Here is a 14320-nt window from a genome sequence, read left to right on the forward strand (position 1 = left end):
ACTTATGGATAAAAAACTAGAACCTTATTATTTAAGTGCGGAAACGGCATTATCTATAGTGTCTAAAAAATTCAACATAAAAATTGACATCAAAGAGGATGATATAAATTTAAGATTTAAAAAGTACGACAGAAATAACACTGACGACTCTATACAAATGAAGAATTTCTTTTTGTCGTTAGGGCTTTCTCTACAGGATATATTATTTAATAATGGTGAGGATTTACTAAATGAGCCTATGCCGATTTTACTATTAACACCAGAAATGAAGTGGATGGTGTGTGTGAGTGGCGGGCAAAAAATAAAGTTGGTAAACGCGCGCGGTGAACTCTGTTATGTTGAAATTGAAGATGAATATTTAAAAGAGTTATCTGCATTTAGTATACTACCTTTAAATAAAGTTGTTGATAGTATAAGAGTAAAAAATATCATAAAAAACTCTTTATCGATGAACAAGATTTTTTATACTAAATACTTCTTTTCATCTCTTTTTATGGCAATTTTTGCGTTAACTATTCCAGTATTTAGTAATCTGTTCTATGATAAGCTTGTTCCAAGCGCTTCGGTTTCATCTTTATTTGGCGTGGCTATAATTGTTGCTGTATTTATTGTTTTTGAGTTTATCCTTCGTACTTCGAAAGATATTTATCAGTCTATCACAGCAAGGCAGGATGACGTCGATATTGATATCGCATTTCTTGAAGCGGTACTTTATAGTAAAAAGAAAAATGGCAGATCCATGTCATCAGCATTTGTGCTATGGAATGAGTTTCAGAAAATTAAACCCGTTTTATTAAACTCGATCTTTCAACGTATAGCCGATATTCCAATATTTATTATATTTCTCATTGTTATATATGTAAATTTAGGTCTGGTCGTTATTGTCCCTGTTACCATGTTTATCGTCTCTATTATTATTTCCCTCGTTAACCACCATTATACTAATGAGTTAATGAACAAACAAAAAGAAGGACAGAAGAACAGGAATATCTTCATCTCAGAGGTTTTCTTATCTATTAAAATGATCCATACCTTAAATAATCAAGGTTTACTTTTTGATTGGGTCAACACATCAAATGAACAGTCGTATCTTAACCTGAAGATAAGGAAATTAAATCTTATCTATCAATCTATATTGGGGAGTATGTCATCTATTACCCAAATAACTATTATGGTAATAGCCTTTTTTATGGTAATCAAGGGTGATGTTACTACTGGCGCAATTGTTTCATCTGTCATTGTCTCTGGTCGTATTTCCGGGATCATTTCGAATTTTTCTTCTACATTAATCTCTATTTTATCAGCAGAAAAAACCGGTAAGGATCTGCTTTCTTTTTTTGATGAAGATCAGGCAGAAAAAACACCGGCATTACAGTCCATATCAAAGTGCAATGGCGATATCTCTATTCGGGGTGTGAGTTATCAGTATGACGCTCAATCTCCGATGATTATTAACCGACTGTCTATAGACATACCTGCGGGGCAGCGTGTCGCAGTGATAGGCGAATGCGGTGCAGGAAAAAGCTCATTACTGGGAATGCTATCTGGCTACCTTTCGCCAACAGACGGCGCCATCTTATATGATGGATATAACTTAGGGCATTTATCGCAGAACTTTTTTTCTCAGCATTTAAGCGTGGTGACGACACATGATGTTTTATTCACCGGAACCATTGAAAGTAATTTCGCGTTAAAACCGCAAAACGACAGGGGCCGGGTACTCAAGGCGCTCCATCTGGCGAACTGTGGTTTTATCTTGCAACATCCTATGGGGCTGAAGTTTCCGGTGAATTTTATGGCTAAAAACCTGTCATCCGGACAGCAACAGCAGTTATTATTAGCACGTAGTCTGAGCAGTAACGCCAGCGTCTTTTTATGGGATGAACCAACATCAAATCTGGATGAAAATACCGAGAAGCAAATTTTTGATAACTTAGATGAGTTTATTCATGGGAAAACGTTGATCATGGTGACGCATCGTCGATATCTGATAAAGTATTTTGACCGGGTTCTGGTAATGAAAGGTGGAAAAATAATCCGTGATTGTTCTCCGGATAAATTATTAATGTAAAATAAGCAGCGCTTGTCGCTGTTATCAGGTGGTACTGCTTAATAAAAAAGACCCGTTGCACAAACGGGTCTTTTTTGTCATTTAACGAGTCGGCAATGTCTTCAATAAGTTTAGCTCGATTCTGTTAGGGCTATTCCACTTGCCATTTTTGGATAACCACACCTGGCGGCCCTCATCAACGGCAATGCGAGGGACGTGATGGTTCGCAAGGCTACTCCTGGCGCGCGATTCCGCGTTGAGATAACCGGTGGGCGGCTTCATCGGCAGCGATAGCGTATCAGGTCAGCACCATCGGCCATTCTGGCGGGGTCTGGCTCATCGTTTCGACCATTACGGCTTCAATGTTATGCCAGATCGCAGCGAGATCCATCATGGTAATACCGAGTAAACCGGTGGCAAACCAGCAGGCGGATACCACGCCCAGACCGCTACTGATCACCGCCAGACCAATATAATCTGATTTACGGAAACGGATATTGAGCGTGCTGGCTAAAAACATGAGCACGGCGCTCAACAGTTGCCAGCGGAGAAGAACGACACCAGTGGTTATGGCAGCCATGAAACATTTCCTCTGAATAGACCTTTGTCCAGGACAGCACGGCATTGTTCCCGGGAAACGTGGGACATTCTGGCTATCAACGGACGTCACATCAACATCGAATGAAACATTGTTTCTGTTTCATTGTTTTTGTGAACTATATCACAAAAACAGACTTATTCGCCAGATCGGCAATGTATTTTTTGTGCGTTTTATAACCTTATTTTTTGTGTGACTTCTGCGCGTCCGTAGAGAAACAGCCGGAAAGCAAAGATGTATTATTACTACTCTTTTATTTTTTTTCGTGAAATTCAGACCTGATAAAAATATCAAGTTATTTATCAAAAGAAAGGAGTAAAGATGTATGCCCCATCGTTTACTTAGGTATAAATCTGATGTTATCAAAAATATTTAGCGTCCTGCCTGGTATGCGAGAGAGATTGCGCTTAGTTATTAATGGTAAATGTTGATCGGTAAAAGTCTGTTGCTAATATTGATAAATTCATGCACCGTAAACCTCCGTTTGGTTCACGTCTTATTTTGCCAACAATAGTCACAAATAATGCAGGGAAATAGGCTGAAAATGAGTCAAAGCACACGACGCAAGGTGTTGAGATTTCTCGGAACGATCATTGTGGTGTTACTTCCTGTATTGCTGGCGATCTGGTTTGCTCATATCCGGGCAGTCTCTGAAACCAGAAATCAGTTACATTCATTTGCGCAGTTGGTATTAGATAAAACGGAGCGGGTTATCCTGCAAGCAGATTTAGCCCGCGATGCCGCTGAACAATATCAGGGGCAAGCCTGTACGCCAGCCCATCAACAGCGAATGCTGAATATTATCCGCGGTCGTTTGTACATTTATGAGTTGATTTATGCTAAGGGCCAGCGTTTTCTATGCTCTACGGTTATGACGCCAACAAGTCCTTATTTTATTCCCCGCGCTGACTATAAACGAAAGCCTGACATCGCTATTTATTACTATCGTGATACGCCTTTTTTCAACGGTTATAAAATGACATATATGCAGCGGGGAAACTATGTCGCGGTTATCAATCCCTTATCTTATAGCGAGGTGATGTCAGACGATCCGGCGTTGGCCTGGGGAATGTATGATACGGTGACCAACACCTTTTTCTCCCTGAGTGAACAGGCGCAGGCTGATCAGCTATTACCTTTGGTACGACGGAGTGAACCTGTGTTCCAACAGGGTGAGCGTTTTTATGCTCTGGTTAAATCAGCAAAACGACCGGTTGCCGCGATTGTGTCAACCTCAAAGCAACGCTTTTACCAGAACCTCTTTCATCAGCTTACGTTAACGCTACCGTTAGGGATCATCTGTAGCATTATCGTCTTATTTATGTGGTCACGATCCCGGCAGGCATATTACTCACCGCGTCGATTGCTGCAACGGGCCATTACCAGGCACCAGCTTTGCCTTCATTATCAGCCGATCATTGATATCCGAAACGGGACATGTGTAGGTGCCGAAGCGCTATTGCGTTGGCCGGGCTATCACGGTCCGGTGATGAGCCCGTGCGAATTTATTCCGCTGGCGGAAAAAGAGGGGATGATTGAGCAGATCACCGATTATGTCGTCGAAGAGGTATTTAATGATTTAGGTGGTTTTCTGGCCGCGCACCCGCATCTTTATGTCTCTATCAATCTCTCTGCCGCCGATTTTCTCTCTTCCCGACTAATTGTGATGATTCATGAAAAAACGCGTCAGCATTCAGTGCTTGCGCAACAGATAAAGGTTGAAGTGACCGAGCGCGGATTTATTGATGTGCCTAAAATGACGCCGATTATTCAGGCGTTTCGCCAGGCGGGATACGAGGTGGCAATTGATGACTTTGGTACCGGCTATTCGAACTTGCATAACCTGTACTCATTAAATGTCGACCTTTTAAAAATTGATAAATCTTTTGTCGACACGCTAACCACTAATAGCGCCAGCCATTTGATTGTGGAACATATTATTGAAATGGCGCAAAGTTTGCGGCTAAAAATCATTGCGGAGGGGGTTGAAACGGCTGAACAGGTTAGCTGGTTGCTAAAACGCGGCGTTCAGTATTGTCAGGGATGGCACTTTGCGAAGGCGTTACCACCGCAGGAATTCATCTCCTGGCTACAACAAACGCCCGCGCCTCTGACGATACGCGGGCAGACGCCCTACAGGCGGTGACGGTAATCGCTGGGAGTGCGATCGAACTCGCGGCGGAATACACGCGAGAAGGTTTGCTGCGATACATAGCCCAGGTCCATCGCGATATCAAAAATCGGGCGCTCGGTCGTTCGTAGCTCAACGGCCGCCAACAGGAGACGGCGCTGGCGAATATACTCGCCTAATGTTTGATGCGTTACCGTACGAAACATCCGCTGCAAATACCACTTGGAGTAGCCCGATTTTTTTGCCACCACATCAATGTTTAGCGGTTGGTCGATATGTTCATCAATCCATTCGATAAGGGTCTGAATTATCTGCTGATGCGACATATTGTTGCCTCTTAAACAGTATTCGATTCGTCGTTTTGTCTGCGGGCGAGTATAATTCCTCAAGTTAACTTGAGGTAAAGCGATTTATGGAAAAAAAATCTCCCCGTTTAAAAGCCTTACTGACGCCGGGGGAAGTTGCGAAACGTAGCGGTGTTGCTGTGTCCGCCCTGCACTTCTATGAAAGCAAAGGGCTAATTACCAGTATCCGTAATAGCGGTAACCAACGGCGATACAAGCGTGACGTGTTGCGTTATGTCGCGATTATCAAGATCGCCCAGCGTATCGGCATCCCGCTGGCAACTATCGGCGACGCGTTTGGTATCTTGCCGGAAGGGCATACGTTAAGCGCGAAAGAGTGGAAGCAGCTCTCCTCGCAGTGGCGCGAAGAGTTAGACCGACGTATTCATACGCTGGTGGCGTTGCGCGATGAGCTGGACGGTTGTATCGGCTGCGGCTGTTTATCGCGTAGCGACTGTCCGCTGCGAAATCCAGGCGACAGGCTTGGCGAACACGGGACGGGTGCCCGGCTGCTTGAAGATGATTAATATGCACTCGGCCATCGGGCTGAGTTCACCTAAAACTAAAGCGCCGCTAAGGGCGCTTTAGTTTGTTTCCGGTCTTTGTCTTTCGCTCTATCCCGCTGATTACAGGAGGGTTTCCCCCGACGTCAACACCCCTCATATCGAGCACGTGGTGGAGGTTCCGGTTTGTGTTGATACTGTAAGTGTAAGCGACGACGCCCTGTTCGCCAGCGAAATGCTGATTTTTTAGCCGAAATTTTTACGGCAACTGCCATAATTTTCTATAGTTAGTTGGCATACCTTACAGGAGACAGCCATGCTGACGGTGCACCATTTAAATCAGTCTCGTTCGCAGCGCATCCTCTGGGCGCTGGAAGAGCTGGCGTTGCCTTACCAGATTGTGCGTTACCAGCGTGAAAAGACCATGCTGGCGCCGCCGGCATTGAAAAAAGTGCATCCGCTGGGCAAGTCTCCGGTTATTGAAGATCACGGTATGGTTATTGCGGAATCGGGCGCCATCCTGGAATATTTGCAGGACACTTACGACAGTATCGGACGCTTTAAACCTGCGGATGCGCAGGGGAAACAACACTATCGATTCTGGCTACATTACGCTGAAGGTTCGCTCATGCCCTTACTATTGATGAGACTGCTCTTTACCTCTCTGGGTAAACCGCCGGTACCATTGGGCCTGCGAACGTTGGGCGGCGTTATCGGTAAGGGCGCGCAAAAAGCGTACCTCAATCCGCAACTGGAAACCCATGCGCGCTTTATTGACGGGCATCTGGCAAATCACCCCTGGTTTGCCGGAGAGCAGTTAAGTATGGCGGATATCCAGATGAGCTTCCCGCTATTTGCGCTGCTTGCCCGAGGCGGGATCGCTCATCTCGACCATATCAACGCATGGAAAGCGCGGGTAGAAATGCGTCCAGCCTGGCAACGAGCGATTCAGCAGGGCGGTCCGTTTACCATTCCTGGCGGATAATGGCGTTTTTGTGAGCAGATTGCGCAACGTATTTGCTAACAGCGATGCGAAAAATTGTTGCTGGATTGCGCAGGGACGATAACGTTTGCGCATCGTCTGGCGATTTATTGAGCATACTAAGCAGAAAAGCATAAAAAGCGGCAAAGTTCAGTTGAAAAAGCGTTGATGATCGCTGGATAATCGTTTGCTTTTTTTTTGCCACCCGTTTTGTATACGTGGAGCTAAACGTTTGCTTTTTTGCGGCGCCCCGGTTGTCGTAAATGTAGCACAAGGAGATAACGTTGCGCTGTTAGTGGATTACCTCCCGCGTATACCGACGAATAATAAATTCTCAGGGGATGTTTTCTATGTCTACGCCTTCAGCGCGTACCGGCGGTTCACTCGACGCCTGGTTTAAAATTTCACAACGCGGGAGCACCGTTCGCCAGGAAGTCGTTGCTGGCTTAACCACGTTTCTCGCGATGGTTTACTCCGTCATCGTGGTGCCAGGGATGCTGGGTAAAGCCGGGTTCCCGCCTGCCGCCGTCTTTGTAGCGACCTGCCTGGTCGCAGGCGTCGGCTCTATCGTTATGGGGCTTTGGGCGAATCTGCCGCTGGCTATCGGTTGCGCTATCTCGTTGACGGCGTTTACCGCGTTTAGCCTGGTCCTGGGGCAGCATATTAGCGTACCGGTCGCGCTTGGCGCCGTATTCCTGATGGGCGTACTGTTTACCGTTATCTCCGCCACCGGCATTCGTAGCTGGATTTTGCGTAACTTGCCGCAGGGCGTGGCCCACGGAACCGGTATCGGTATTGGCCTGTTTTTGTTGCTGATTGCCGCCAACGGCGTCGGCCTGGTCATTAAAAACCCGCTGGATGGCCTGCCGGTCGCGCTGGGCGATTTCGACACCTTCCCGGTGATTATGTCGCTCGTGGGGCTGGCTGTTATTCTCGGTCTGGAAAAGCTGAAAGTCCCCGGCGGCATTCTGTTGACCATTATTGGCATTTCTATTGTGGGTTTGCTCTTCGATCCTAACGTCCATTTTTCCGGCATTTTCGCCATGCCTTCGTTGAGCGATGAAAACGGCAACTCACTGATCGGCAGCCTGGATATTATGGGCGCGTTAAACCCTGTCGTTCTGCCAAGCGTACTGGCGCTGGTGATGACGGCGGTGTTTGATGCGACCGGAACGATCCGTGCGGTCGCAGGGCAGGCTAATCTGCTGGACAAAGATGGACAAATTATCGATGGCGGTAAAGCGCTAACCACCGACTCCCTGAGTAGCGTTTTCTCCGGCCTGGTCGGGGCGGCGCCTGCGGCGGTGTATATCGAGTCTGCGGCTGGTACGGCGGCGGGCGGTAAAACGGGCCTGACGGCGATTACCGTGGGCGTGCTGTTTTTGCTGATCCTGTTTCTTTCGCCGCTCTCTTATCTCGTTCCCGTCTACGCAACCGCCCCGGCGCTCATGTATGTCGGTCTGCTGATGCTGAGTAACGTGGCGAAAATCGATTTTGCTGATTTCGTCGATGCGATGGCGGGGCTGGTAACGGCTGTATTTATTGTACTGACCTGTAACATTGTCACCGGGATTATGATCGGCTTTGCCACGCTGGTCGTCGGGCGTCTGGTTTCCGGCGAATGGCGTAAGCTGAATATCGGAACTGTCGTCATTGCGGTCGCGCTGGTCGCTTTTTATGCTGGCGGCTGGGCTATCTAGTTCTGCCTTCATTCTGAAAAACGGGCGGCGTTGGTCGCCCGTTTTCATTTTCAGGACACATCACGTTACCTTTTGCGTTAATCTGAAGAAGGTGAAACCGAGGCATGATGCCTTTCTCCATCATAAAAAACATCGCAAACAGGGAACGCATGGAAATTTTCTTCACAATACTCATCATGACCCTTGTGGTCTCGCTGTCGGGGGTATTTACGCGTGTATTACCCTTCCAGCTTCCTTTACCCCTTATGCAGATCGCCGTTGGCGCGCTGTTGGCGTGGCCGACGTTTGGTTTGCATGTGGAATTCGACCCGGAACTCTTCCTGGTGCTGTTTATTCCGCCGCTGCTGTTTGCGGATGGCTGGAAGACGCCGACCCGTGAATTTCTTGAGCATGGACGAGAGATTTTCGGGCTGGCGCTGGCGCTGGTCCTGGTAACGGTCGTGGGAATCGGCTTCCTGATTTATTGGCTGGTGCCCGGCATTCCGCTGATCCCCGCCTTTGCGCTGGCCGCCGTGCTGTCGCCGACCGATGCGGTAGCGCTCTCCGGAATTGTGGGCGAGGGGCGTATCCCGAAAAAAATCATGGGCATTCTGCAGGGAGAGGCGTTAATGAACGACGCCTCCGGTCTGGTATCGCTGAAATTCGCCGTCGCGGTGGCGATGGGGACGATGGTCTTTACCGTCGGCGGCGCGACGCTGGAATTTTTTAAGGTCGCTATCGGCGGTATTCTGGCGGGTTTTGTGGTCAGTTGGCTGTATGGCCGCTCGCTGCGTTTTTTGAGCCGCTGGGGCGGCGATGAACCCGCGACGCAAATTGTCCTGCTGTTTCTGCTGCCCTTCGCGTCTTACCTGATTGCCGAGCATATTGGCGTCTCAGGCATCCTGGCCGCGGTTGCCGCCGGGATGACCATCACCCGTTCTGGCGTAATGCGCCGCGCGCCGCTGGCAATGCGTTTGCGCGCGAACAGTACCTGGGCGATGCTGGAATTTGTCTTTAACGGTATGGTCTTTCTGCTGTTGGGACTGCAATTGCCGGGTATTCTGGAATCTTCGCTGGCGGCGGCGGAAGCTGACCCGAATGTCGAAACCTGGATGCTCTTTACCGATATCGTGCTGATTTATGCGGCATTGATGCTGGTTCGCTTCGGCTGGCTGTGGGCCATGAAAAAGTTCAGCCTGCGTTTTTTGAAGAAGAAACCGATGGAGTTCGCCAGCTGGACGTCGCGTGAAATTCTGATTGCTTCCTTCGCTGGCGTTCGTGGGGCGATCACCCTGGCTGGTGTGCTCTCTATACCGTTACTTTTGCCGGATGGCAGCGGATTTCCGGCGCGTTATGAACTGGTATTCCTGGCGGCTGGCGTCATTCTGTTCTCGTTATTTGTCGGCGTGATCATGCTGCCGCTGCTGTTGCAACATCTGGAAGTCGCCGATCATGCGCAACAGTTGAAAGAGGAGCGTATCGCCCGTGCGGCGACGGCGGAGGTGGCAATTGTCGCCATTCAGAAAATGGAAGAGCGTTTGGCGGCGGATACCGAAGAAAACATCGATAATCAGTTGCTTACTGAAGTAAGCTCGCGTGTCATTGGTAACTTGCGTCGCCGTGCCGATGGGCGAAACGATGTCGAAAGCTCCATACAGGAAGAAAATCTGGAGCGACGTTTCCGTCTTGCCGCGCTGCGTTCTGAACGCGCCGAGTTGTATCATCTGCGCGCCACACGAGAAATCAGCAATGAAACATTGCAAAAGCTGCTGCACGACCTGGATTTGATGGAAGCGCTACTGATAGAAAATCAGTAGTCCTTGTGGCCCGGTGGCGCCATGCTTACCGGGTCTACAAGTAGGCCGGATAAGGTGCTTGCGCCGCCATCCGGCAAGGGTTTTAACCTATGGCTTACGGTTGTTTCAGCCAAAACCCTTCGCAACAGGTTAACCATGCCCGGGCGCTGTGCGACAGATACACGCCCTCTCGCCAAATCATGCCTAACTGCCAGCGGAGATCGCTTTCCAGCGGTAGCCAGCGCAGCGTGGCCTTATCCAGACGCTGACAAATCGGCTCCGGCAAAATGGCGATGCCGACGCCCGCTTGCACCATGGCGGCGAGAAAATCCCATTGCCCGCTGCGCACGGCAATCCGTGGTTTTACGTCATGCTGGCTAAATAAGGTCATCAACTGGCGGCTCAGGGCAAAGTCTTCGTTATAGATAAGAAGAGGATGCTCCGCCAGTGCTTCAGGCGCGATGGAGTCGCAGGTTGTCCACTGACCTGAACGGGGAACCAGCACGCACAGCGGATGACTGAACAGCGATAATGTCGTCAGCCCGCTCGCTTCTTCCACCGGGAGCGCGGTCATCGCAACATCCAGCTCGCCATTCATTACCGCCTGCTGTACCGTCAGGCCGCCAAACTCCGAAATTTTGAGTTCAACGCCAGGGTAGCGTTGTCGAAACAAACTGATTGGCCCGGCCATCAACATGCCGACCATCGGGGGAATACCCAGCCGCAGCACGCCCTTATTGAGATGGTTAATATCGCTCAACTCGGCCTCTAACTGGCGAAACTCAGCGAGGATCGCCAGACCGCGTTCAAACACCACGCGTCCGGTATCGGTCAGCAATAACTTACGTCCGTCGCGGATCAGTAGCGTACAGTTAAGCTCATCTTCAAGATTTTTCAGCATCTTGCTAATGGTGGGCTGGGTGACAAATAACTTCTCCGCTGCGCGGGTGAAACTTTGCTGACGCACCACCTCGACAAAATAACGCAGCGTTCTGATATCCATGATTATTCCTTCCGACTATGCCTGCAATGATTTTAATTCATTTCTGCCCGTGACGGAGGTTCTCTATACTGGCGCTCCGTATTATTTTTCAGGACATTCCCTCATGGCTGTGGCGATAAGCCGCGTTACGCCTGCCGTTGTGCAACGACTCCAGGTACCGGTTCAGGTACTGCTCTATGCAGGTTTATTTATTTTTTCCCAATATCTTGTCTCCTGGCTGCACCTGCCGTTGCCCGCGAATCTGGTCGGCATGGTGCTTATGTTGGCGCTGATCGTTTGCCGGATTATTCCGCTTAGCTGGGTACGCGCAGGCGCACGCTGGCTGCTGGCGGAGATGCTGTTATTCTTTGTTCCCGCTGTCGTGGCGGTAGTGAACTATGCCCATCTGTTACTGGTGGACGGCTGGCGCATCTTCTCGGTGATAGCGATCAGTACCTTAATGGTACTCGGCGCGACGGCGTGGGTGGTGGATAAAGTGTATCGCTATGAGATGAGCAGGCTAAACCGTGAATAACGTTCAGTTAAGCGTACTGTGCCTGGTGATTACGCTGGGGATTTACTTCGCCAATAAGCGTCTGTATCGCCGTTTTCGCAAACTGCCGTTGATGCCATTAGTGTTGACGCCGGCACTGCTGGTGTTAATGCTGGTGTTCGGTCATATCTCCTGGCAAAACTACATTGGTGAATCGCACTGGCTATTGTGGCTGCTCGGCCCGGCGACCATTGCCTTTGCGGTGCCGGTGTACGATAACCTCGCGATTATCAAACGTCACTGGATGTCGCTCACTGCGGGCGTAGTGACGGCGACGGTGGTGGCGGTCACCAGTTCCGTTTGGCTGGCGCGTCTGTTCACGTTATCGGATGAGATTCAGCGTAGTCTGGCGGTACGTTCCGTTACTACGCCGTTTGCGCTGGCGGCGGCAGAACCCCTGGGCGGGCAGCCAGATCTGGTGGCGCTGTTCGTGGTCGTCACTGGCGTGTTTGGCATGGCGGTCGGCGACGCGCTATTTTTGCGTCTCTCTATCCGGGAAGGCATGGCAAAAGGGGCAGGATTCGGCGCGGCGTCACATGGGGCGGGCACGGCGCGTTCCTATGAACTTGGTCAGCAGGAGGGTGTCGTCGCCAGTCTGGTAATGATGCTGTCCGGCGTGGTGATGGTGCTGGCAGCCCCGCTGGTGGCGAGGGTAATGTTCTGATTTTCCTCCGACCCACAGGGCCGGAGGAAACGGTAAGATTAATGCGCACGCCCTTGTTGTACGCCGAATCCCGTTTGGGAGCGGATAAACTGAGCGCGGAACTGCTCACGTTCACGGTTGCCTTCTGCCGAGTTATCGGTGGCCGAGAAAAACCAGATCCCCAGGAACGCCACGCTGATAGAGAACAGCGCCGGATACTCATACGGGAAGATCGCTTTTTCGTGGCCGAGGATCTGCACCCAAATGGTAGGGCCAAGAATCATCAGCACCACCGCTGTCAGTAAACCTAACCAGCCGCCCAGCATAGCGCCGCGCGTGGTCAGTTTTGACCAGTACATGGAAAGCAGAATGATGGGGAAGTTGCAGCTCGCGGCGATAGCAAACGCCAGGCCCACCATAAAGGCGATGTTCTGATTTTCAAACAGGACGCCGAGGATAATGGCGATCACGCCCAGCACCAGGACGGTGATTTTCGACACCTTCAGCTCTTCACGTTCGGTTGCGCCTTTGCGGAACACGTTAGCGTACAAATCATGCGACACCGCCGATGCGCCCGCCAGCGTCAGACCGGCGACCACCGCCAGAATGGTGGCAAACGCCACTGCCGAAATAAAGCCGAGGAACAGGTTGCCCCCTACCGCGTTGGCCAGATGTACCGCCGCCATGTTATTGCCGCCAATCAGCGCGCCCGCCGCATCTTTATAGGCGGGATTCGCCCCCACCAGCATGATAGCGCCGAAGCCGATAATAAAGGTCAGAATGTAGAAATAGCCCATAAAACCGGTGGCGTAGAACACGCTCTTGCGCGCTTCGCGGGCATCGCTGACCGTAAAGAAACGCATCAGAATATGCGGCAAGCCGGCAGTGCCGAACATCAGTCCCAGACCCAACGACAATGCCGAAATCGGATCTTGCACCAATCCTCCTGGGCTCATAATCGCCGTGCCTTTCGGGTGTACCGCCATGGCTTCGGTAAACAGATTATTGAAGCTAAAGCCGACGTGTTTCATCACCATAAAGGCCATAAAACTGGCGCCAAACAGCAACAGGACGGCTTTGATAATTTGCACCCACGTTGTCGCCAGCATCCCGCCGAACAGCACGTACATCATCATCAGTACGCCGACCAGCACCACGGCGATGTGATAGTTGAGGCCGAACAGCAGTTCAATCAGTTTACCGGCGCCGACCATTTGGGCGATGAGATAAAGCGCTACCACTACCAGGGAGCCACAGGCCGAAAGAATACGGATTGGCCCCTGTTTCAGGCGATAAGAGGCAACGTCAGCAAAAGTATAACGTCCCAGATTACGCAGGCGCTCGGCAATCAAAAACAGGATGATTGGCCAGCCGACAAGGAAGCCCAGCGAATAGATCAGCCCGTCATAACCGGAGGTAAACACCAGCGCGGAAATGCCGAGAAATGACGCGGCGGACATATAGTCGCCGGCAATCGCCAGGCCGTTCTGGAACCCGGTGATATTGCCGCCTGCGGTGTAGTAGTCGCTACGGGAACGTACGCGTTTAGAGGCCCAGTAGGTAATACCGAGCGTAAACACGACGAAAATCAAAAACATGATAATCGCCTGCCAGTTGGTGGGCTGGCGTTCAACCGCGCCGCTAATGGCATCCGCCGCATGAGCGGCGAAGGGGAGTGCGGCGGCAAGCGCCGTCAGAACTCTCTTCATAATGCTTTCACCTCATGCAGTACGGCGTTATTAAGACGATCGAATTCGCCATTCGCCCGCCAGATATAAATTCCGGTCAACACAAAAGAAATCACAATCACCCCGACGCCAATGGGAATTCCTCGGGTGACGCTGGTTCCCGCATGTAGAGGCGTGCCCAGCCAGCCAGGCGCGAAGGCGATCAGTAAAATAAAGCTGATATAAACCGCCAGCATGATAACCGACAGAATCGTGGCAAACCGTTGCCGTTTTTCGACTAATTCCCTGAAACGCGCACTGTCTTCTATCCGCTGATAAATTTGGTCATTCATCACAGAGCTCTCCAGAGGTCCCCCTGCGTCTTTCGCGCT

At 50.4% G+C, this 14320-nt stretch carries 14 protein-coding genes; 8 read left to right on the forward strand and 6 right to left on the reverse strand.

The window, feature by feature from the left end:
* Positions 1-4: 4 nt before the first annotated feature.
* Entirely contained in the window at positions 5-2071 is a 2067-nt protein-coding gene (siiF, locus tag ACLJRH_RS13605) for an SPI-4 type I secretion system protein SiiF (protein ID WP_000358574.1), read from the forward strand.
* Between the two features lie 277 nt (positions 2072-2348).
* Here the strand turns inward: siiF and ACLJRH_RS13610 are convergent, their stop codons facing one another.
* Positions 2349-2630, reverse strand: coding sequence for a YjcB family protein (locus ACLJRH_RS13610; RefSeq protein ID WP_000719058.1), 282 nt, complete (start codon positions 2628-2630; stop codon positions 2349-2351).
* Positions 2631-3192: 562 nt separating this feature from the next.
* On the opposite strand from ACLJRH_RS13610, the gene ACLJRH_RS13615 reads away from it, so the two are divergent.
* Positions 3193-4794 carry an EAL domain-containing protein gene (locus ACLJRH_RS13615; RefSeq protein WP_023137209.1) on the forward strand — a complete coding sequence of 534 codons (1602 nt, stop codon included), beginning with the start codon at positions 3193-3195 and terminating at the stop codon, positions 4792-4794.
* Here the strand turns inward: ACLJRH_RS13615 and soxS are convergent.
* Positions 4782-5105 (reverse strand): superoxide response transcriptional regulator SoxS, encoded by a 324-nt coding sequence (soxS, locus tag ACLJRH_RS13620; protein ID WP_000019483.1) that lies wholly within the window; start codon positions 5103-5105, stop codon positions 4782-4784. The genes ACLJRH_RS13615 and soxS overlap by 13 nt on opposite strands.
* Positions 5106-5191: 86 nt before the next feature.
* Between soxS and soxR the strand changes: the two genes are divergently transcribed.
* Together soxR and ACLJRH_RS13630 are read left to right on the forward strand one after the other, a co-directional pair.
* Positions 5192-5650 (forward strand): redox-sensitive transcriptional activator SoxR, encoded by a 459-nt coding sequence (gene soxR, locus ACLJRH_RS13625; RefSeq protein WP_000412686.1) that lies wholly within the window; start codon positions 5192-5194, stop codon positions 5648-5650.
* Between the two features lie 292 nt (positions 5651-5942).
* Positions 5943-6611 carry a glutathione S-transferase family protein gene (locus ACLJRH_RS13630; protein WP_000958575.1) on the forward strand — a complete coding sequence of 223 codons (669 nt, stop codon included), beginning with the start codon at positions 5943-5945 and terminating at the stop codon, positions 6609-6611.
* On the opposite strand, the gene ACLJRH_RS13635 is transcribed toward ACLJRH_RS13630, so the two are convergent.
* The gene (locus tag ACLJRH_RS13635; protein ID WP_168175303.1) at positions 6592-6813 is read right to left on the reverse strand and encodes a hypothetical protein; all 222 of its coding nucleotides are present in this window, start codon (positions 6811-6813) and stop codon (positions 6592-6594) included. The two genes, ACLJRH_RS13630 and ACLJRH_RS13635, sit on opposite strands and share 20 nt — an antisense overlap.
* A gap of 145 nt (positions 6814-6958) precedes the next feature.
* Here ACLJRH_RS13635 and ghxP point away from each other — a divergent pair, with 145 nt between their 5' ends.
* Entirely contained in the window at positions 6959-8308 is a 1350-nt protein-coding gene (gene ghxP / locus ACLJRH_RS13640; protein WP_000106907.1) for a guanine/hypoxanthine transporter GhxP, read from the forward strand.
* 149 nt (positions 8309-8457) lie between these two features.
* On the forward strand, positions 8458-10104 hold the full coding sequence (locus ACLJRH_RS13645) for a Na+/H+ antiporter (protein ID WP_001549778.1): 1647 nt from the start codon (positions 8458-8460) through the stop codon (positions 10102-10104).
* A gap of 94 nt (positions 10105-10198) precedes the next feature.
* Here the strand turns inward: ACLJRH_RS13645 and ACLJRH_RS13650 are convergent, their stop codons facing one another.
* Positions 10199-11086, reverse strand: coding sequence for a LysR family transcriptional regulator (locus ACLJRH_RS13650; protein ID WP_000354962.1), 888 nt, complete (start codon positions 11084-11086; stop codon positions 10199-10201).
* Between the two features lie 103 nt (positions 11087-11189).
* Between ACLJRH_RS13650 and ACLJRH_RS13655 the strand changes: the two genes are divergently transcribed.
* Positions 11190-11600, forward strand: a complete 411-nt coding sequence (locus ACLJRH_RS13655; RefSeq protein ID WP_000257347.1) for a CidA/LrgA family protein — start codon at positions 11190-11192, stop codon at positions 11598-11600.
* Positions 11593-12282 (forward strand): LrgB family protein, encoded by a 690-nt coding sequence (locus ACLJRH_RS13660; RefSeq protein WP_001067096.1) that lies wholly within the window; start codon positions 11593-11595, stop codon positions 12280-12282. Before ACLJRH_RS13655 ends, ACLJRH_RS13660 begins: the two co-directional genes overlap by 8 nt.
* A gap of 38 nt (positions 12283-12320) precedes the next feature.
* Here the strand turns inward: ACLJRH_RS13660 and actP are convergent, their stop codons facing one another.
* Together actP and ACLJRH_RS13670 are read right to left on the reverse strand one after the other, a co-directional pair.
* The gene (gene actP / locus ACLJRH_RS13665) at positions 12321-13970 is read right to left on the reverse strand and encodes a cation/acetate symporter ActP (RefSeq protein WP_000832536.1); all 1650 of its coding nucleotides are present in this window, start codon (positions 13968-13970) and stop codon (positions 12321-12323) included.
* Entirely contained in the window at positions 13967-14281 is a 315-nt protein-coding gene (locus tag ACLJRH_RS13670) for a DUF485 domain-containing protein (RefSeq protein WP_000999620.1), read from the reverse strand. Before ACLJRH_RS13670 ends, actP begins: the two co-directional genes overlap by 4 nt.
* Positions 14282-14320: the final 39 nt, after the last annotated feature.

Source organism: Salmonella sp. SAL04162 (assembly GCF_046551535.1).
In the GTDB taxonomy this organism is placed as follows: Bacteria; Pseudomonadota; Gammaproteobacteria; order Enterobacterales; family Enterobacteriaceae; genus Salmonella; species Salmonella enterica.

Excerpts from the sequence above, each read along its gene's own strand:
- siiF (WP_000358574.1), top strand. The coding sequence starts at position 5 with ATGGATAAAAAACTAGAACCTTATTATTTAAGTGCGGAAACGGCATTA.
- ACLJRH_RS13610 (WP_000719058.1), bottom strand. The coding sequence starts at position 2,630 with ATGGCTGCCATAACCACTGGTGTCGTTCTTCTCCGCTGGCAACTGTTG.
- ACLJRH_RS13615 (WP_023137209.1), top strand. The coding sequence starts at position 3,193 with ATGAGTCAAAGCACACGACGCAAGGTGTTGAGATTTCTCGGAACGATC.
- soxS (WP_000019483.1), bottom strand. The coding sequence starts at position 5,105 with ATGTCGCATCAGCAGATAATTCAGACCCTTATCGAATGGATTGATGAA.
- soxR (WP_000412686.1), top strand. The coding sequence starts at position 5,192 with ATGGAAAAAAAATCTCCCCGTTTAAAAGCCTTACTGACGCCGGGGGAA.
- ACLJRH_RS13630 (WP_000958575.1), top strand. The coding sequence starts at position 5,943 with ATGCTGACGGTGCACCATTTAAATCAGTCTCGTTCGCAGCGCATCCTC.
- ghxP (WP_000106907.1), top strand. The coding sequence starts at position 6,959 with ATGTCTACGCCTTCAGCGCGTACCGGCGGTTCACTCGACGCCTGGTTT.
- ACLJRH_RS13645 (WP_001549778.1), top strand. The coding sequence starts at position 8,458 with ATGGAAATTTTCTTCACAATACTCATCATGACCCTTGTGGTCTCGCTG.
- ACLJRH_RS13650 (WP_000354962.1), bottom strand. The coding sequence starts at position 11,086 with ATGGATATCAGAACGCTGCGTTATTTTGTCGAGGTGGTGCGTCAGCAA.
- ACLJRH_RS13655 (WP_000257347.1), top strand. The coding sequence starts at position 11,190 with ATGGCTGTGGCGATAAGCCGCGTTACGCCTGCCGTTGTGCAACGACTC.
- actP (WP_000832536.1), bottom strand. The coding sequence starts at position 13,970 with ATGAAGAGAGTTCTGACGGCGCTTGCCGCCGCACTCCCCTTCGCCGCT.
- ACLJRH_RS13670 (WP_000999620.1), bottom strand. The coding sequence starts at position 14,281 with ATGAATGACCAAATTTATCAGCGGATAGAAGACAGTGCGCGTTTCAGG.